A 19,936-nucleotide genomic window follows, 5' to 3' on the forward strand; every position below is an offset into this window, starting at 1 on the left:
AAGGCGCACTACTTTGTTGAAAATCCTCGCCAGGCAAGCAGCTCAACTGCGTTTTTGGTCGCGCACCCCGTCCTTTTGGGCCTCAACGCAGCTGCACGGAGCTGATGAGCAGGCGCGAACACCTGAGCCAACTTTACAAAACCATTACAAACCAAACGCCTGAAACAAGCCTCACAAATACTTAATGAGAATTATTTTTGATATTATTTACATTTTTGACGCAATGCAGTCCAACTGGCTTTGCGTTGCATGGCCGCTGGCTGCCACTGTGTGGCTGTTCACCTCACCTCTTCACCTCCACTATTGCTTGGAATTGCGCATGTATAAAAACCGCTTCTTCACCCCTTCACTGACTCGTTTGAGCGTTAGCTTTGCAGCAGCTGCAATGCTGGCAGCTTGTGCATCCACAGGCAGTGGCCCGCAATTCTCCAAAGCCGATGACTCGTTCACTGGCCAAGTCCGTGTGGTAGATGCCCCTGCCGTGTATGCAGGCAATCCAGTGAAGCTGGCCGGCAGCAATTTCAAGCCAGGCCAAGAAGTGCAATTCTTCTATGAAGGCATCGCGATTTTGCCGCAAGCCGTGGTCGCCGATGCCGAAGGCAAATTCACCACCGAAACCGCCATTCCTGCCGGCGCAGAGCCTGGTCGGCACTCGGTGGTCGTCAGCGCCACCAATCCGAACGCGGCGCAAGTGTTCCCATTGAAAATCTCGCCGCAAATTGCCTTGAGTGGTGAAGACCAGTTCAGCATCGTCAACCAAAAACTCGTCACAGGCCTGTACCAATCGGCTTACAGCCCCAAAAACAATGTGGTGTTCGCCGCTGCAGCGGTCGGTCGTCCACCAGTCAAAGAGTCGCAATTGGTCAAGGTCAGCCCTGACACACTGCAAGTTCTGCAAGCCGTGACCCCGATCCAAGCGCCAGCGCGCAAAGGTCCTGATGGCCAGGAGCAGCCAGGTGGTGTGTTTGCTGTGTATGGCATTGCTGTCGATGACGCCAACGGCACCGTGTGGGTCACCAATACACGCCAAAATACCATTGCAGTGTACCGACAAACGGACCTGGCCTTGATCAAGCAATTCGCCCCTGGCGAGGTCGGCCACGGCCGTGATGTGGCCATCGACAGCCAACAAGGCAAGGCCTATGTGTCTACGGCCTTTACGCCCAATATCGAAGTGTTCAGCACCACCACGCTGGAGAAAATTGGCACGATTGAGCCCCAATCGAGCATCCGCGGCCCTAACGCACGCCCATTTGGTTCGATGAGCCTGGCCTTGGATGCTGCGTCTGGCAAGCTGTTTGTGGTCAGTGGCACCGGTGAGGTCGCGGTCATCAACACCGCGGACGACTCCGTGGCAAAAGTATTTCCTGTGGCGGGCGTGAACTCCAGCTCTGGCATCGCTTATGACGCCAGCACGAACCGCATTTTCGTGTCTTCGCAAGGCTCGGACAATGTCGCCATCATCGACGCCGACTCTGGCCAAACCCTCAACACGGTTCTGGTGGGCGCTGGCAGCTTGAACGTGGCGTTTGATCCGGTGAGCAAACTGGCCTACACCGCCAACCGCGGTGCCAACACGGTCACTGTGCTCAATAGCAATGGCGAGATCGTCGCCAACCTGGACGCAGGCCCTATGCCTAACCACATCAGCGTGGGTCCGAATGGCTCCGTCTACGTGGTCAACAAAGGCCAGGGCGCCAACGCCGAGAGCAACAACATCACACGCATTCAGCGCAAGTGATGCTGGCAGTGGCGATTGAAAGTCCATTGCTAAGAGCCTGTTCATCATCTCGGCGCAGACCGCGCTAGAGCTCCAAAGGGTACAGTGCATGTCAGCAGCTGCCTTGCACTGGCGCTGAATCACCTGCGCATGCGCGCGGCTTGCGCAAGCGCCCCAGCCTCACCGATGTGGGGCTTTTTTGAGGCATGATCACACACAGCGAGCTGCGCCGTGCTGAACAGTCACCAGCGCAGGGGCAGACTTTCACGTGGCATTTACCCGCATTGCTTTTTGATGGGGTGTATATTTGACCCTTTTGTCATTGCTACTGCGAATGCAGTCTGTCAGCTGCCGCCAGCTTTTACCACTTTATGTCCATTACCCCGCAAGAAGCGCTACAGCGCACCATCGAACACCGCGAAATTTTCCATGATGAGATGCTGCATTTGATGCGTTTGATCATGCAAGGCGAGATCTCGCCCTTGATGACTGCGGCCATCATCACCGGCTTGCGGGTGAAAAAGGAAACAATTGGCGAGATCACGGCCGCAGCTTCCGTGATGCGGGAGCTGTCGCTCAAAGTCACCCCACACAACACCGCGCACATGGTCGACATTGTGGGCACCGGTGGTGATGGCGCCCATACTTTCAATATCTCGACCTGTTCTGTGTTTGTCGCTGCCGCAGCGGGTGCCAAAATCAGCAAGCACGGCGGGCGCAGCGTCTCCAGCAAAAGCGGCAGCGCCGATGTGATGGAGGCCTTGGGCGTCAATATCAACCTTGCTCCAGAGGCGATTGCTACCTCGATTGAGCGCTGCGGCATTGGTTTCATGTTTGCGCCCAACCACCACCCGGCGATGAAAAACGTGGCGGCCATTCGCAAGGAAATGGGCGTGCGCAGCATTTTCAACATCTTGGGGCCGCTCACCAATCCAGCTGGCGCGCCCAATATTCTGATGGGCGTGTTCCACGCCGACTTGGTCGGTATTCAAATCCGCGTGTTGGAACGCCTGGGCGCCCAGCATGCGCTGGTGGTCTATGGCAAGGACGGCCTGGATGAAATCAGCCTGGGCGCAGCCACGCTGGTGGGCGAGCTCAAGGATGGCAAGGTGCGCGAGTACGAAATCCATCCGGAAGACTTTGGCATGTCGATGGCCAGCACCCGTGCGATACGCGCCGAATCACCGGAACAATCGCAGCAAATGCTGCGCGATGTGCTCCAAGGCCTGCCTGGACCGGCGCGCGATATTGTGCTGCTCAACTCAGCGGCGGCCTTGTATGCGGCCAATGTGGCAAGCGATATCGGCCACGGCATCACACTGGCGCGCCAGGCGATTGACAGCGGCGCAGCACAACGCAAGCTCGAAGAGTTTGCCGCTTTGAGCCACGCCTTGGCCAAACCATAAATCGCCAAGCGCCCCAAACAAAAGCCGCAGTCGGACTATCTGCCAGGCGGGGATTTTAAACACAGCAGCGTGCCTTTCGGGCTGCAACCCGAAGGGCACGACACCCCCCCTTGCGCGACTGGCAAAAGATCGTCAACAGGTTCTTTAGCGCTGCAGCCAGCTTTTAACCCGTGACTGCACCTGGGGCGGAATAGCCTGCACCACCGAGCGCATCACCGGCATCGAGCGCAAACGCACCAACTGCTGCAAGACCTGGCCACGCAGGCCATCGACCGCTTGCTGTGTCACAGAGCGCGGCTCTGCGATTGCAAACAGATGGGCCACGGCATGCGCTGCAGTGGCCTGGGCCTGGGCCTGCGCTTCACGCGTTGGCAACACAGGCAGGTAGTCGTCAGCATAACTCCAGCCGCCCCAAGCTTGCTCGCGCTGGCCCAATTGGGCAGGCATCTCCGGCGGCTGTGGCGATGTACCCGCTTCAAAATGCTGCTCGCGCATCTGCATAAAGGCGTCAAGCCATTGCTGAGCACTGGCATTCCACGGCAAGACCCAGCTCCAGCTACGTCCAGCCACACGGGCGGCAAACGCGCCAATATCGGGTACGGCCACGGGCAAGCCTGCCTGTAAAGCAGCGCTGAGCGTATAGCTATAAGTTTCCGGCCACTGCGCGGGCAACCAGATCAAGTCGGGTGCAATGCGTTGCAAAATGGCGGGCAGATCGCGCTCGTCATACTGGCCATGCACCTTCAAGGCGCTGGCCGGTGCGGTTTGCAAATGGCGGTAAGCGAAGCCGATCAGATGGAATTCCAGCGGCAGGCCTTGTTTTTTGGCCAACAGCGCTGCTTGCTCCAGCACATCGGCGCCTTTGATCACGCTGATCGCGCCCAGCACAGCAATGCGCAGCGGCTGCTGGGGCGCCAATACTCGGGGCTGCGGCGCTGGCAATGTGTCCACATCGATGTCGGTATGCGGCGCAAAGCGCAGCTTGGCCTCGGGGGCGAAGGCATGGATGCGCTCAGCCGCATCCAGCCCTGGCGCCAGCACAAAGCGTGCGCCTTCGAGCAGCATGCGGTTGCGGATGCGCCAGTCCTGGATCGACTCTTCGACAGGGGGGATCGGCGTCGGATGCACGCCTGCACAGCACTCGCCCGTGTGGGCATCGACGTCGTAATGGCCTTTGCGGCCGGTCATCGTGATATTGGTGCAGAAGCTGTAGAAGTCGTGCGTGGTGAAGTCATAGCCGACACCCAGCAACTGCGGCAACTCCCAGGCCAGTTTGTCGTGGCCCAGCAGGTGGTGGTAGTGCACATGGCACACGCCCATGTCCTGCAGCAATTGCAAGAGCTTGGCACGCTCGTGCACGGTATCGAACACCACGGACCAACTGCCAGACAGCTGTGAGCGCTGGGTTTTGGCATCGTGCTCGATCACTTGCAGCAGCACCTGGTGACCAGAAATAGGCCGCAATGACAGAAAAACGGCCTGGTCTTTGAGGGTATGCGCCAACTCCAGCACATGCTGCTCGGTGCCACCGCCGCGCTGGTGGTGAATCGCCAGGATCACAGGGCGCGTGCCTTGGGCGGTCCAACGCTGCCAGTCGACCGCCAAACGCGCTTCTTTGGCCGGATCGCGCTGCAAGAACGCATGCACCTGGCTTTCATAGCTGGGGTGCATTCTGCGCAGGGTTTCCATTGCCGCTTGTTCGCGTGCGCTTTTGCTCTCGCCAAAGCTGACACCGGCGGTGTGCAGCACATAGGTATCTAGCGCATGCAGGTTTGGCCAGCCTTGCTGCAGTGCGCGTTGGCAGAAATCGTTTTCTTCACCGTAGCCTTTGCCAAAGCTTTCCTCATCAAACAAGCCTACGGCTTGCAGGCAGTCGCGGCGGATGTACATGCAAAAACCCACACCGGTTGGCACTTCGACGCTTTGGCCCGGATTGGTTTGTGCAAACAAGGCATCCATTTGCGCCGTGCTGTAGCCTTCAGGCAAAGGATTGGCCTTGCAAAACACCGGGTAGCTGCAAATCGTCGCGTTGCTGGAAAACGGTGTGACCGAGCCCACTTTGGCCAAGCGGTAGGCGGCATTGCGCAAACGCGCCAACCAGTCATTGGCAACCTCGGTATCGCTATTGAGCAGCAACACGTCGTGCGCGTCCGAGTGGCGCATACCGCGGTTGACCGTGCCTACAAAACCCAGGTTTTCTTCATTCTCCAGCAAGATGATGCGCGGCTCGTGGGCAGCCCGCTTGCGCAGCCACTCTGTCACCTCAGGCTCGGGTGAGCAGTCATTGATGACGATCAGGCGGTAAGGCACACCGACTTCACTGGCCAGCACCGAGTCCACACACAGCTGGGTGTCAGCCAGGCCTTTGTAGACCGGCACAATGATGTCCACCGTATCGCTCATAGGCTCGGGAATCGCCACCGGCATGCTGTGCATCTGCGAGTCTGGCAAGCCATCGGCTGTTGGGCTGACCGCATCAGTTGCGGCAGGCGCAGCCGGACTGGTTGGACCGCCAGCGAACTTCACACGGCCTTTGACCACGTCGCGCAAATGCACCAGCGGGCGCGTATAGCGAAATACACGGGAATTGCGCATATTGCTCAGGTGGTCAGCCATGCCACGCAATTGCTGGTGCAGATCGGCCAACTGCGCCTGGGCTAGCGCCTGCTGTTGCTCGCGGTCAGAGAACAGGTAGCGGTTCTCCGCTTGCAAGGCTTCGATCTTGTCCTTTCCTTCATGATTGAGACGGTGCAACTCGGCATGCAAACGGTGCAATTCAGCATGCTCAAGTGCCAGCTTCTCATGGTCTTGGCTGACCTCGGCAATGCGCCGCACCTGCGCAGCGCTTTGCTCACGCAGGTATTGTTGCTCGGCCTGCATCGGCCCCACGGTGTGTAGCAAGCTGATGTAGTCGGCCGACATCGGCCAACCCAGCTCAACCTCCACCGATACGGAGCCAGCAAGCAGCGCTTGCTGCAGCTGTGCGGCCTCAATCGGCAGCTTGATCCACGGATCATCGCCTGTTAACAACGCCGGCGCCACAGGCGCGCCGCCCAGCAAAGCCCCACCCCAGGCCATTTGATGGGTTGCGGCCAATCGCAGCAATGCGCCTGCACCATCTTGCTCGACCTGCCACTGCCACACGATGCCGTCGGCATTGAGCACACTGAGGCGGTACAAATACAAAATTCCGGCGCGGTCAGCAGGGTCAAACTTCAGCTGTACCAAGCCGCTCAAATCGCTGGGCAAGTCAAAGCGCAGTGTTTGGCGCGCAGCCCCAATCGCACCGGGCACAACACGCTTGTGTTCTTCCGAATAGCCCTGGCCATCGTCCCAGTACAACTGGCTGGAATACATGGCTTGCGCCGGAGCAGCGTCTGCTGGGCGCTGACTCAAAAAGCGGCTGTTATCCACTGGTTCGCTAGCGGCGGCATGCACGGCAGCGGCCACAATGAACTGGTAGGTCAGCGCATCTTCACCAGCGAGCAAATGGCGGGCTACGGCAGGCGGCAGCAAGTCAAACTGCAGCTTGAACTCTGACTCTTGCAAATGCCGCTCGATCGTCTCGAAACTCTCGACTTGCCAGCCACAGTCTTGCAACATGCGCAGCAAGGATTTACGCGTGAAATGCCGCACATGGGTCGCATCCAGCAAGCCTTCCTGGCGGTACAAAAACTCGCCCTGCATCAACTCGGCCACCAGACCGGCATAGGTGCTATTGGGAATGGAGATCAGCAACTGCCCCTGCTCAGTGAGCAAAGACTGCATGTCCCGCAACATGTTTTGCGGCTCCCGCAAATGCTCCAAAATGTCAGCGCAAACGATAAAGTCGTAGCGATTTGCACCAAAAAGGCTGCTGAGCGCAGTTTGCTCTAGGTTGGCGACCTCGACATGGCGATAATGCGCCCTTGCCAGCGCCGCCTCGGCCTCATTGAATGTGACCCCATCAACGACACACTGTTTTTGGGCACTAAGATACTGGCCCAGAGCGCCGCTGCCGCAACCAACGTCGAGCACGCGTGCGCCTGGCCCAATCTTGCCCACCAAGGTGGACAACGAGGTGCGTTCCCCCTCGTCAATATGGCGCAGGTACACGTGCATTTCGTCTTTTGAAAGTGTCATTGTCTTTTCTCAAACCGTGGCCAATGCCACACACATCAACTGAGCAGGCGCTGCGCGCTGGCTCACTGTGATTGTATTTTCATCCACACGACTGCATGCATAGCCCGCTTCCCATTGATGCTCCAGCACCGCAGCCCAATCCAGCAGGGCGCGCAGCGCATGTGGTGGCCTCTATTGTTAGCCATGGGCATGGCAGTCTGATCCTGGAATTGTTAGAACAATTGCAAACCAGGGCCGAGCCCTGCTTGCGCTGCGTGATTGTGACATTGAATATTGATGAGCCTGAACTTGCCCACCAGCTCCAGCAGCGCAGCCCCAGCAGTTTTGACCTATTGGTGATTCAAAACACCGCCCCCAAGGGCTTTGGCAGCAACCACAACCAAGCCTTTGCCCGTTACGCCGAAGGCAAGCCAGCCGCTGACTCTGCTACACATGTCTGCATTCTGAATCCCGACCTGCGATTACTGGACGCTGCGCCACTGACGGCCTTGTGCGACGCACTCAATGACCCTGCAGCGGGCTTGGCTTACCCCACGTTGGTAGGCTCGGACGGCCAGCGCCAAGACAATGAGCGTGAACTGCCCAGCTTTAGCAAACTGTTACTAAGGCGGGTCTTCAAGCGCACAGAGCAGCGGGTAGACTGGGTCAGCGGTGCGTGCATGGTGCTGCGTGCGCCAGATTGGCAACAACTAGGCGGCTTTAACGAGCAATTCCACATGTACTGCGAAGATGTCGACCTGAGCCTGCGTGTGCGGCGTGGTATCGGCGTCTTGGCGCGCGCAAACACCACACTGGCGCATGCAGCACAGCGCGCCAGCAGGCGCCAATGGCGGCATTTGTTGTGGCATCTTCGCAGTCTTTGGTTGTTATGGCATTTGCCCAGCTTTCGCTGGGCCAAACGCCACCCCAGCGCCTCACAGCGCAGCGCGCTATAACTTATAAAAAGAAACGGATGCATCCATGCTGTGGCCATGTGTAATTGCTTTTTTTGTCTCGTTCATCGTCTGCGCCTTGCTCAGGCGCATGGCGCGCCGCCATGCTCGGCGCTACCCCAAAGACATGCCCCAGCGCCAGCACAAGGGCGATATACCGCGCATTGGCGGCGTGGCCATGGCCGCCGGCATGGGCTCGGCCGCCACGATGGCGCTGCTGAGCAGCTACCACGGCGATCCAGCCAATCTGCGCTTGGGCTGGTGGGTGATTTACTGGGGCCTGTGCATGGTGCCGGCCGTGCTGGGGGGGTTAATCGATGACCTCACGCAGCGCCTGACAGTGCGCTGGCGTTTTTTGCTTACCTTCACCACTGCCGCCCTTGCGGTCTACTTTCTTGATGTGTCCGTGCCGCGCCTGGGCATTGACTGGATCGACGGCACGCCCTTCTTATGGCCCTGGCTTGGCATAGCGCTGGCACTCGTGGCCATTGCCGGCCTGCCCCACGCCTTTAACATCATCGATGGCTACAACGGACTGGCCTGTATGGTGGCCATCATCATCGCACTGGCACTGGCGCACGTCAGCATCCAAGTGGGCGACCGTTCGATGGCGGTGATTTTCCTAATCACTGCAGCTGCCAATGCAGGTTTCATGCTGTGGAACTACCCACTCGGACGGATTTTTGCTGGTGATGGCGGCGCCTATTTGTGGGGCTGCGTGCTGTCAATTGGCTCGATTGTGCTGGTGCAGCGCCACCCCTCAGTCTCGCCCTGGTTTCCTCTGCTGCTGCTGATTTACCCAGTCTGGGAAACCTTGTTCTCGATCTACCGCAAATGGGTGCGCGGCGGCTCACCCGGTGATGCCGATGCGCTGCACATCCACCAGCTGATTTACCGCCGCATCGTGCACCGTGTATTTGACGAGGACGAAGCACGTGACATGCTGATGCGCAACAACCGCACTTCTCCCTATTTATGGGGCTATACCCTACTGACCGTACTGCCAGCCGTGCTGTTCTGGCATAACACTTGGGTGTTGATGCTGTTTTGCGCCGGTTTCGCTGCGCTCTACACCTACGCCTACATCAGCATTATTCGTTTCAAAGTGCCTATTTTTCTGCGCTGGAGCAACTCGCATAGCGACGCCGACAGCCCCCCTGACAAATAGTCCTCAGAATGCAACTCCAAGCCCGAGCTTGGCTTGGCAGCAGCGCCATTTCATGCACAATGCAGGTGCTTTTTTTGCAATCCACACCCGGCAAACCACCATGACTGAACCTCTTACTATTGCCCCCGCCGACAAAGCCCATATCCTGGCGCAGGCGCTGCCCTATATCCGCCAATTCCATGGCAAAACCATGGTCATCAAATACGGCGGCAATGCGATGACCGAGCCTGCTTTGCAGGCCGCTTTTGCCGAGGATGTGGTACTGCTCAAATTGGTGGGCATCAACCCGGTGGTGGTGCACGGCGGTGGCCCGCAGATTGAATCTGCGCTCAAGCGCTTGGGCAAAACCGGCCAATTCATCCAAGGCATGCGCGTGACCGATGCGGAAACCATGGAGGTGGTCGAATGGGTGCTGGCAGGTGAAGTGCAGCAAGACATCGTCGGCTTGATCAACCAGGCTGGCGGCAAAGCTGTTGGCCTGACTGGCCGCGATGGCGCGTTCATCCGAGCCCAAAAGCTCAAGATGACCGACCTCAAAGATCCCAGCATCTTGCACGACATTGGCCAAGTAGGCGATATTCTGAGTATTGACCCCAGTGTCGTCAAAGCCCTGCAAGACGATGCTTTTATCCCGGTCATCAGCCCGATTGGCTACGGCGATCAAAACGAAAGCTACAACATCAATGCCGACGTGGTGGCCAGCAAGCTGGCGACCATCTTGCGCGCCGAAAAACTGATGCTGCTGACCAATACACCGGGTGTGCTGGACAAGCAAGGCAAGCTGCTCACCAATCTGTCGGCGCGTGAAATCGACACCTTGTTTGAAGACGGTACGATCTCCGGCGGTATGCTGCCTAAAATCGCAGGTGCGCTCGATGCAGCCAAGAGCGGCGTGAACTCGGTGCATATTGTTGATGGCCGCGTTCCGCACGCGATGCTGCTGGAAATCCTCACCGATACGCCATATGGCACGATGATCCGCTCGCATTGAACCTTGCACTGCAGCAGCCCTCTAGCCTGGCTGGAAAGCCATTGCAGCTCAATAAAAAGTGCATGGCTGGCCTGGCGGCGGCTTCAGCAGCATCAGGCCGCATTGCGCGGCCGCATCGTGTAAACCCACACCCTGCATAAGTGGGGAACTTTGGCCTTAGCACTCTATCCAAGAGAGTGCTAATATATTGTTGTCCTTGGGCAGATTGTGCAGCTCAAGGCGATGGCACGAAAGGATTACGACGATGACCAATGCAACCGCTACAAACGCAATTGCTGCCACCGCTACCAAGTGGCCGGCAATTCCTGCGCTGGGCAATCTGGATGCGTACATCACGGCCGTGAACCGCATGCCGATGCTGACCCCTGAAGAAGAACAACGCTATGCGCAGCAACTGCGCGAACACAATGACGTCGACGCCGCAGGGCGTCTGGTCATGTCCCACCTGCGCGTGGTCGTGGCAGTATCGCGCCAGTACATGGGCTATGGCCTGCCGCAAGGCGATCTGATTCAAGAGGGCAACGTCGGCCTGATGAAGGCAGTCAAGCGTTTTGACCCCGACCAAGGCGTGCGCCTGGTCAGCTACGCGCTGCACTGGATCAAGGCAGAGATGCATGAGTACATTCTGAAAAACTGGCGCATGGTCAAAGTAGCGACCACCAAAGCCCAGCGCAAGCTGTTTTTTAATCTGCGCTCTTTGAAGCAGGAGCTCAAAAGCACCCATGCAATGACCGATGGCGAGATTTACCGCGCCACGCTCAGCGAGCAGGAAATTGACCAGGTTGCCAAACAGCTCAATGTCAAACGCGAAGAAGTCATTGAAATGGAAACCCGCATGTCGGGTGGCGATGTGATGCTGGACCCTACGCCTAGCGACGAAGACAGCAGCTATATCGCCCCCATTGCTTACTTGAGCGACAACGCCAGCGAGCCCACGCAAGTGATTGAGACACGCGAGCGCAACTACATGGCTACCGACGGCATTCAAATGGCCTTAGATGCGCTGGATGACCGCAGCCGCCGCATTGTCAGCGAGCGTTGGCTGAATGTGAACGACGACGGCTCTGGTGGCATGACCTTGCATGAGTTGGCTGACGAATACGGCGTCAGCGCAGAGCGCATTCGCCAGATTGAAGTCGCAGCAATGAAGAAAATGAAAAAGAGCATGTCTGCAGCAGCCGCTTAAGCAACGTGCATGCTCCTTGCATGCAAGCCAACAACGTGTTGATGGTCTACCTATGGCCACCAACGCGTTTTTTTATGCGCGAACCAACCGTTTGACGGCCCACCCATCAACTAACCTGGGCACCAGCTGAGACAATGGGCCTGCGCTGACTTTCTCACCTCACACCGCCATGGCCACTTACCCCGCACTTGATCGCCGCCATTTTCTGCAAGCCAGCGCCGCAGGCTTGCTGGCCTACTCCAGCACCAACTGGGCGCAAACCACCGCCCAAGACCAAGACAGCGCTTGGCCCACGCGGCCAGTGCATGTATTGGTTGGCTTTCCTGGCGGCTCATCGCCAGACCTGACAGCGCGGCTGTTAGCAGAGCAGCTGGGCAAAACCATAGGCAAGCAGCCGTTTGTCGTCGACAACCGCGCAGGTGCCAGCGGTAATATTGCTGCGGCAGCCCTGGCGCGCGCGACTGACCAGCACACGATCAGCGTGATGATCAATGGCAATATGACGATTGCCAAGCTCCTCAATCCACAACTGGGCTTTGATCCACTGACCGATTTCAGCCCGATTGCGCTGATCGCCTCTGCCCCGTATGTGCTGGCAGTGCATCCAGATTTGGCCCAAGGTTTGTCTGGTCAAGCGTTTATAGACAAGGCCAAAACCGCAGGGCAGGATTGGAATTACGGCTCTCCCGGTCTTGGCACCGTTGCGCATCTGGGCATGGAGCTGGTCAAAAGCCGCACCGGCATTGACGCCGTTCACGTGCCCTACCAAGGCAACCCGCAGGCGATGCAGGCACTGATCGGGGGCGAGATCCAGATGTCGCTGCTGCCGCCTGCGATGGCCTTGGCACAGCACAAGGCAGGCAAGCTGGCTTTGATTGGCATCAGCTCGGCAACACGCAGTGTCTTGACCGGAGATTTGCCCACGCTGGCTGAGCTGGGTGTTGCAGGCTTGAATTTGGAGGTCTGGAATGCCGTCGCAGCTCCTGCCAATATGCCCGAGGCAATCCAAGCCAGGCTGGCCACCGCCATTGCCACTGTACTGGCCCAGCCACACACGCAACAGCAGTTACTGGAGCAAGGCTGGGTAGTCTCAGACACCAGTGCCCAGGCGCTGCGCCAGCGCATTGCTGCCGACAGCGCCAGCTTGGGTGCGATCATTCGAGAGCAAGGCATTCGCCTCGATCGCTGAGTGGCTACTGGCCAGGCGCGATCTCGGCCAACGCCCCTGTACTTAAAGCCTGCCCACCATCTTCACGCAGTCCAGTCGCGCAGGGCTGGAAAAGCGCTGCCTTGCTTTGTGGGCTCCAACGCGTGCTGCGTCGAGAGGCTGCACAGGCTCTTCGGTGTTTAGGCCCAGCCGGCCATGGCCAGGAAATGGTCAACCAACAAGGCCGCAAACACGCCGGCCAAATGCCATAAGGACCAGCGGAAGGTGCGTCTGGCCAGGGCATCGGAGTAATTGCGCCACAGCGCCCAGCCATACAGGCAGAAAATGCCGCTCAACACCACCGCCACAACCAGGTAAAACCAACCGCTCATGCCATATACAACCGGCAGTAAACAGGTGGCAAACAACACCAAGGTATACAAAAAGACCTGCAAGGACGTGAATTGCATGCCATGGGTCACTGGCAGCATCGGCAGTCCTGACTTGCGATAGTCCTCCACCCGGTACAACGCCAGTGCCCAAAAGTGCGGCGGCGTCCACAGGAAAATGATCAGAAACAGCACCCAGGCATCTGGAGCCAAATCGCCGCGCATCGCAGCCCAGCCCAGCACCGGCGGCATGGCACCAGAAGCGCCGCCAATGACGATGTTTTGCGGCGTCAAAGGCTTTAAGATCACGGTGTAAATCACTGCGTAGCCGACAAAAGTGGCAAAAGTGAGCCACATGGTCAGCGGATTGACATACCACCACAACAGCCAGCAGCCAGCTGAACACAACGCGGCTGAAAATAACAAGGCTTGCCAGTCAGACAACTCACCACGCGCAGTCGGCCGCCAAGAAGTGCGGTTCATGCGTGCATCAATGGCTTTTTCCACCAAGCAGTTAAACGCAGCAGCCGCAGAAGCCACCAGCCAAATCCCCAGGCATGCCACGACCATCAATTGCAATTGCGCAGCCGTTGGCACCGTGGGCACTGCCAGGACCATGCCGATCAGGGCGCAAAACACAATCATCTGCACCACACGTGGTTTAGACAGCACCCAGAACTGCGACCATTTTGAGCGTTCTGCGACCCGTACAGCGGCCTGATTCATAGCACTTCCTTCTCTTTGCGCGGTGCCGCGACGCGGTTGGTGTCAATGCGCTCGGAGCGATTGATCTCAGTAAACAAAGGTGTAACTTCGGTGGTTGGCATCGCCCGCGTATTGCTCCACAGCTGCGTCAGCACAATCACCAAAGCCGCCGCGCCACCAGTGTGCAACACCGCAGCAATCAAAGGCCAGTCCAACACCACGTTCGACAAGCCCGTGAGCAGCTGCAAAAGCAGCAAGCCGCCAAGGAACTGCCCCAACACGCGCAGTCTGCCAATTTCCTGAAGCAGTCTCCAGGTCAACACAGCGCCCAGTACAAACACCACAATCGCAAAGAGCCGATGCACGAAATGAATCCCCACCAAGGCGGAAAACTCTAAAAAACTGCCATCGGCTTGCATGCCCAGCTCACGCCATAACGTAAAACCCTGGCGCAGTTGCATCTCAGGCCACCAAAAGCCATTGCAATCCGGAAACGTGGTGCAGGCCAGCACCGCGTAATTGGTACTGACCCAGCCGCCCAGTGCAATTTGCACCAGCAGCACAGCAAACACCACACCAATCAAACACCGCAATCCCCAAGGCACAGCCCTGGCTGCGACCTGCGCAGTGATTTGACGCCAGCGCTCGACTTGCACACACAGCAAGATCAGCAACACCATGCCGCCGAGCAAATGCATGGTCACGATGGCTGGAAACAACTTCATCGTGACCGTCCAGGCCCCAAAAGCGCCCTGCAAACACACCCAGAACAAGGTAAAGATTGCCCAAGCGGGGGACAGCGGAGCAAGCACTGGGGGTGCGGTTGATGGCTGGTTGATGGTGAGGCGTTTGACGCCCTGGTGAAAACGACGCCAGCACCACCAACTGAGCACCGCAATCGCCACAATCAAAGCCCCGACGGCCGTTGCCAAATACCGATGGACCATCTCGATCCAGGCTTTTTGATGTGTCACCGGCCCCGAAGGCTGGGCTTGCTGGGCCGCGCTGATTTCCTGATGCGCCCCCATTGGGCTGGCTTTGCCATAGCAGCCAGGCCAGTCCGGACATCCCAGGCCCGAGTCGGTCAGGCGCGTGAAAGCACCAAACATGACCAAATCAAGCGTCAGCACCAAGGTCATCAATGCCAGCGCATGAATCACCCCCTGCATGCCCTTCTTATGGTTGCGCCGCCACACCCACACCAAAGGCACCACTGCAATCAGACCGCCCACCAGCAATAAATGCAGCACGGGGCTCCAGTCGTAAAGCGCCACTTCAGAATCCATCTTGTATCTCGCCACTCTTGGCCGGTGTCGAATTAGCCCGACTCCCAGGCCCGACACTGCACCTCCCTAAAGGACGCAGTGCGCATGATCAACAGCTTCAAGCCATCTTTTTGCGCATTGTCGACAAGAGCCTGCCCCGTGTTTGCATGCACAAAAAACAAAACAACCGCGCATTTTGCCTGATTTCAGCAAGCAATAGGTTTTTTGTCCCCGATAGCCCCAGCAGACAGGGCCGGTCGCTGCAGCACTCTTGTGCGCGCCTGTTCACCATCTCCGCGCAGTCGCGCAAGCCACAAAAAAAGCGGCTGTGCAAGGCGCCTAATGCAGCGCATTGCATCCTTTTGGACTTGCAACGCGGCGGCGTGGAGATGCACAGGCTCTGAGTCAGAAAGACACGCCAATCCATGCTCAACGCGTTATTTGCACAGCGGCACGGCAAGCCAGCAAAGCTCGCGCCGCCTCAGCGACCGAGGCTGCCTTCGTCTTTCTTGGCAACAAAAATCGCCCACACCGACATGAACAGCGCAGCAATCACCGGCCCTGCAATAAAGCCCGTCAAACCAAACAAAGAGATACCACCCAGCGTCGACAGCAGAACCAGGTAATCCGGCATTTTGGTCTCTTTGCCAACCAAAATGGGACGCAAGATATTGTCAACAAGGCCAATTACCCCGACCCCCACCACAATCATGAGCGTGCCTTTGAGGATAGCGCCAGTGGTCAGAAAGTAGATCGCCACAGGCCCCCAGACCAAGCTGGCACCGACGGCTGGCAACAGCGAAAGCACAGCCATCACCACACCCCACAAGACCGGGCCTTGGATGCCCATCGCCCAAAACATCAGGCCACCTAAAGCGCCTTGCACGGCCGCCACCGCAATATTGCCTTTGACGGTGGCCTTGACCACCGCACTGAACTTGCTGGCCAACTGCCCCGAGTAGCGCCTATCCAAAGGGATCGTGTGGCGCAGCATCGCGGTCAAAGTGGCACCATCTCTGAAGAAAAAGAACATCAGATACAGCATCAGCACAAAGGCCAGACCAAACTGCAGGGTGTTTTGACCAAACGACAGCGCCTGTGTCGAGAAAAACTTCAAGACTGCATTGGCCGCGCCCAACAGCTTGGGCTGAATTTCTGCGAATGTACCCAACCCCACACGGTCCAGCAAGTACCAAACGTTATCAGGAATCACCCCCAAAATCTGGGAGTAATAGGTTTGCAGCGTGTTTTCTTCATGGCTCATGCGCGCATAGAACTGCAGCAGCTCTTTGATCAAAGTCGTCACAATCACCAACAGCGGAATAATCACGACCAGCACGCAAATGCTCAGCGTGACCAAAGAGGCCACACTGCGTTTGGTGGGCATCTTGGCCAAGATACGCTGGTGCACAGGCCAAAACAAAACCGCCAAAGTAGCCGCCCAAAAAATGGCGCCATAAAAAGGCCGCAAAACCACAAAAAAAGCAATCGTCACACCAATCAAAATGGCTAAAAACGTGCGACTTTGCAGGGAATTTTGATCCATACGCTCTCACTTCAGAATTCAATCGAATCGATCAAGGCACGGACCTCAGGCAAGGAGCTGCGCCGACCACCGGATGCATTGGTATTGAGACATTGAAAGAGGTTCCCGGCACCAAGCCCCATCGTGCTGAGAGCTAATGTACTGGATACAAGGGAATACACCGATTGGCCCATGCGCAAATCCATTTCGGATGTTGTGATTAAGACAAAAGCCTTGCAAATATCCTTGTACCCAACTGCATATTAGGCAATTCATTCGCCACTATAAGGAGGCAAGTGGCACAATGGATACTTTCAGGCGCCCTCCAACGGCCACTGTCGCATCCGCCAATCGGTTCAGCCGTGTCGCGGGAGGTTGTTACTAAACCAGCTAATGCACTTTGAAGAAGTGCGGAGGTTCTGCGGATCATGAGTGATTCATCTTCCCTGTATACACAATACCAGGGCAATACTTATCTTTTCGGCAGCAATGCTCCATACGTTGAAGAAATGTATGAGAGTTACTTGGCTGACCCCAATAGCGTCACTGACAGCTGGCGCGAATATTTCGACGCTCTGCAGAACACCCCAGGCGTGGACGGCTCATTGGGTCGCGATATTGCGCACCAACCCGTGATCAACGCTTTTGCTGAGCGCGCTCGCCAAGGCCACACACAGGTCGTCGTTGCCAGTGGTGCCGACACCGAACTGGGCCGCAAGCGCACGGCAGTGCAACAGCTGATTGCCGCTTACCGCAACGTCGGTCAGCGCTGGGCTGATCTGGACCCGCTCAAACGCGTACAACGCCCCAATATTCCTGAGCTGGATCCAGCCTTCTACGGCCTGACCAGTGCCGACATGGAAACCGTATTCAACACCAGCAATACGTTTTTCGGCAAGGACTCGATGCCTCTGCGCGAGTTGCTCAATGCACTGCGTGAAACGTACACCACCACCATCGGTGCGGAGTACATGTACATCACCGACCAGACTGAAAAGCGCTGGTGGCAAGAAAAACTCGAAAGCGCGCGCACCAACCCTCGCCTGAGTGCCGAGGAAAAAATCCACGTGCTGGGTCGCTTGACCGCAGCCGAGGGCTTGGAGCGCTTTTTGCACACCAAATACGTGGGTCAGAAGCGCTTCTCCCTCGAAGGCGGCGAGAGCTTCATTGTCGCCATGGACGCGCTGATCAACTCAGCCGGCCAAGCAGGTGTGCAAGAAGTAGTGATCGGCATGGCCCACCGCGGGCGCCTGAACGTTCTGGTCAACACCCTGGGCAAAATGCCTAAAGACCTGTTTGCTGAATTCGAGCACACAGCGCCTGAAGACCTGCCTGCCGGTGACGTGAAGTACCACCAAGGTTTCAGCTCGGACGTGCCCACCCCAGGTGGCCCAATCCACCTGTCGCTGGCCTTTAACCCATCGCACCTGGAAATCGTCAACCCGGTGGTGGAAGGCTCTGTGCGCTCACGCATGGACCGCCGCAACGATCCACAAGGCAAACAAGTGTTGCCAGTGCTGGTGCACGGCGATGCCGCGATTGCAGGTCAAGGCGTGGTGCAGGAAACCCTGGCAATGTCGCAAACCCGCGGTTACAGCACCGGCGGTACCGTTCACTTTGTGATCAACAACCAGATCGGCTTTACCACCTCGGATCCACGCGATACACGCTCGACGTACTACTGTACCGACGTGGTCAAAATGATCGAGGCACCGGTGTTGCACGTCAACGCCGATGACCCAGAAGCCGTGGTGCTGGCAACCGATCTGGCACTGGAATACCGCATGGCTTTTGGCCGTGACGTGGTGGTGGACATCATTTGCTACCGCAAACTGGGCCACAACGAACAAGACACACCGGCGCTGACTCAGCCGCTGATGTACAAAAAAATCGGCCAACACCCAGGCACGCGCAAACTCTACGCGGACAAACTGGTGCAACAAGGTGTTTTACCAGCCGATGGTCCTGACGAGATGTCCAAGGCCTATCGCGCGGCGATGGAAGAAGGCAAGCACACGGTTGATCCAGTGCTGACCAACTTCAAACGCCAATACGCAGTCGATTGGTCCCCATACCTGAACCGCAAATGGACTGACGAAGGCGAAACCGCTATTCCTCTGTCCGAGTGGAAGCGCCTGGCTGAGCGCCTGACCACCCTGCCTGCTGATGTGACTCCGCACCAGCTGGTCAAAAAAGTCTACTCTGACCGCGCCGCGATGGGCCGTGGTGAGATTCCAGTGGACTGGGGCATGGGCGAGTCGATGGCATTTGCCTCGCTGGTAGCCAGTGGCTACCCGATCCGTTTGTCCGGTGAGGACAGCGGCCGCGGTACCTTCAGCCACCGCCACTCGGTCATCCATGACCAAAAGCGTGAGGTCTACAACGAAGGCGTCTACATTCCACTGCAAAACATTGCAGAGAACCAAGCGCCTTACTACGTGATCGACTCGATCCTGTCTGAAGAAGCGGTGCTGGGCTTTGAATACGGCTACGCGTCCAACGACCCGCACAGCCTGGTGATCTGGGAAGCCCAGTTCGGTGACTTCTTGAACGGCGCGCAAGTCGTGGTCGACCAGTTCATCGCTTCTGGCGAAGTGAAATGGGGTCGCCTCAACGGTTTGACTCTGATGCTGCCACACGGCTACGAAGGCCAAGGCCCGGAGCACAGCTCGGCCCGTATCGAGCGCTTCATGCAGCTGTCAGCCGATACCAATATGCAAGTGGTGCAACCAACAACTGCCAGCCAGATCTTCCATCTGCTGCGCCGCCAAGTGGTGCGTCCGCTGCGTATTCCGCTGATCATCTTTACGCCCAAGTCCTTGCTGCGTAACAAAGACGCCACATCGCCTATCTCCGAATTCACAGAAGGCGCATTCCGCACTGTGATCGGCGAGCAAAACGATGCGGTGCTGGCCAATGCAGACAAGGTCAAACGCGTGATCGCCTGCTCTGGCAAGGTGTACTACGACTTGGTGAAAAAACGCGAGGAATTGGGCGGTGACGACGTGGCCATCATCCGCGTTGAGCAGCTCTACCCGTTCCCACACAAGGCTTTTGCCGCAGAGATCAAACGCTTTGCCAACGCAAAAGACATCGTTTGGTGCCAGGACGAGCCACAAAACCAAGGCGCATGGTTCTTCGTGCAACACTACATTCACGAAAACATGCTCGACGGTCAGAAGTTGGGCTACGCCGGTCGTGCCGCTTCCGCATCCCCTGCGGTGGGCTACGCACACCTGCACCAGGAGCAGCAAAAAGCCCTGGTCAACGCCGCTTTCGCAAAGCTCAAGGGCTTTGTTCTGACCAAGTAATCATCTGACCCAACTATGGCCACGGGTTGCGACCCGGGCCTTGTTGGCCAAAGACGATTACTGTGCCTA

Annotated in this window: 12 protein-coding genes; 8 read left to right on the forward strand and 4 right to left on the reverse strand. The window is 57.5% G+C overall.

The window, feature by feature from the left end; genetic code table 11:
- Positions 1 to 319: 319 nt before the first annotated feature.
- Both E8K88_RS04285 and trpD read left to right on the forward strand, forming a co-directional pair.
- Positions 320 to 1,741, forward strand: a complete 1,422-nt coding sequence (locus E8K88_RS04285; RefSeq protein ID WP_205880020.1) for a YncE family protein — start codon at positions 320 to 322, stop codon at positions 1,739 to 1,741.
- A gap of 350 nt (positions 1,742 to 2,091) precedes the next feature.
- Positions 2,092 to 3,126 (forward strand): anthranilate phosphoribosyltransferase, encoded by a 1,035-nt coding sequence (gene trpD / locus E8K88_RS04290; protein ID WP_136405418.1) that lies wholly within the window; start codon positions 2,092 to 2,094, stop codon positions 3,124 to 3,126.
- 144 nt (positions 3,127 to 3,270) lie between these two features.
- On the opposite strand, the gene E8K88_RS04295 is transcribed toward trpD, so the two are convergent.
- Positions 3,271 to 7,248 carry a methyltransferase domain-containing protein gene (locus E8K88_RS04295; RefSeq protein ID WP_136405419.1) on the reverse strand — a complete coding sequence of 1,326 codons (3,978 nt, stop codon included), beginning with the start codon at positions 7,246 to 7,248 and terminating at the stop codon, positions 3,271 to 3,273.
- A 95-nt stretch (positions 7,249 to 7,343) separates the two neighbouring features.
- On the opposite strand from E8K88_RS04295, the gene E8K88_RS04300 reads away from it, so the two are divergent.
- The 5 genes from E8K88_RS04300 to E8K88_RS04320 all read left to right on the forward strand — a co-directional run bounded on the left by E8K88_RS04300 (position 7,344) and on the right by E8K88_RS04320 (position 12,714).
- On the forward strand, positions 7,344 to 8,183 hold the full coding sequence (locus E8K88_RS04300; protein ID WP_136405420.1) for a glycosyltransferase: 840 nt from the start codon (positions 7,344 to 7,346) through the stop codon (positions 8,181 to 8,183).
- A gap of 25 nt (positions 8,184 to 8,208) precedes the next feature.
- A complete protein-coding gene (locus E8K88_RS04305) occupies positions 8,209 to 9,348 on the forward strand; it encodes a glycosyltransferase family 4 protein (protein WP_136405421.1) in 1,140 nt (379 codons plus the stop codon).
- 100 nt (positions 9,349 to 9,448) lie between these two features.
- On the forward strand, positions 9,449 to 10,339 hold the full coding sequence (gene argB / locus E8K88_RS04310) for an acetylglutamate kinase (RefSeq protein ID WP_136405422.1): 891 nt from the start codon (positions 9,449 to 9,451) through the stop codon (positions 10,337 to 10,339).
- A 244-nt stretch (positions 10,340 to 10,583) separates the two neighbouring features.
- Positions 10,584 to 11,525: an RNA polymerase sigma factor RpoH gene (gene rpoH / locus E8K88_RS04315; RefSeq protein ID WP_136405423.1), complete on the forward strand. Its 942-nt coding sequence runs from the start codon at positions 10,584 to 10,586 to the stop codon at positions 11,523 to 11,525.
- A 169-nt stretch (positions 11,526 to 11,694) separates the two neighbouring features.
- Positions 11,695 to 12,714, forward strand: a complete 1,020-nt coding sequence (locus tag E8K88_RS04320; RefSeq protein ID WP_136405424.1) for a Bug family tripartite tricarboxylate transporter substrate binding protein — start codon at positions 11,695 to 11,697, stop codon at positions 12,712 to 12,714.
- A 158-nt stretch (positions 12,715 to 12,872) separates the two neighbouring features.
- On the opposite strand, the gene cyoE is transcribed toward E8K88_RS04320, so the two are convergent.
- The 3 genes from cyoE to E8K88_RS04335 all read right to left on the reverse strand — a co-directional run bounded on the left by cyoE (position 12,873) and on the right by E8K88_RS04335 (position 16,577).
- Complete coding sequence (gene cyoE / locus E8K88_RS04325) at positions 12,873 to 13,787, reverse strand: heme o synthase (RefSeq protein ID WP_136405425.1); 915 nt, start codon at positions 13,785 to 13,787, stop codon at positions 12,873 to 12,875.
- Positions 13,784 to 15,052: a COX15/CtaA family protein gene (locus tag E8K88_RS04330; protein WP_136405426.1), complete on the reverse strand. Its 1,269-nt coding sequence runs from the start codon at positions 15,050 to 15,052 to the stop codon at positions 13,784 to 13,786. The genes cyoE and E8K88_RS04330 overlap by 4 nt, the downstream gene beginning before the upstream one ends.
- A gap of 460 nt (positions 15,053 to 15,512) precedes the next feature.
- On the reverse strand, positions 15,513 to 16,577 hold the full coding sequence (locus E8K88_RS04335; RefSeq protein ID WP_136405427.1) for an AI-2E family transporter: 1,065 nt from the start codon (positions 16,575 to 16,577) through the stop codon (positions 15,513 to 15,515).
- Positions 16,578 to 16,984: 407 nt separating this feature from the next.
- Here E8K88_RS04335 and E8K88_RS04340 point away from each other — a divergent pair, with 407 nt between their 5' ends.
- Entirely contained in the window at positions 16,985 to 19,867 is a 2,883-nt protein-coding gene (locus E8K88_RS04340; protein WP_136405428.1) for a 2-oxoglutarate dehydrogenase E1 component, read from the forward strand.
- Positions 19,868 to 19,936: the final 69 nt, after the last annotated feature.

The sequence above is a fragment of the Lampropedia aestuarii genome, assembly GCF_004803635.1.
GTDB lineage: Bacteria > Pseudomonadota > Gammaproteobacteria > Burkholderiales > Burkholderiaceae_C > Lampropedia > Lampropedia aestuarii.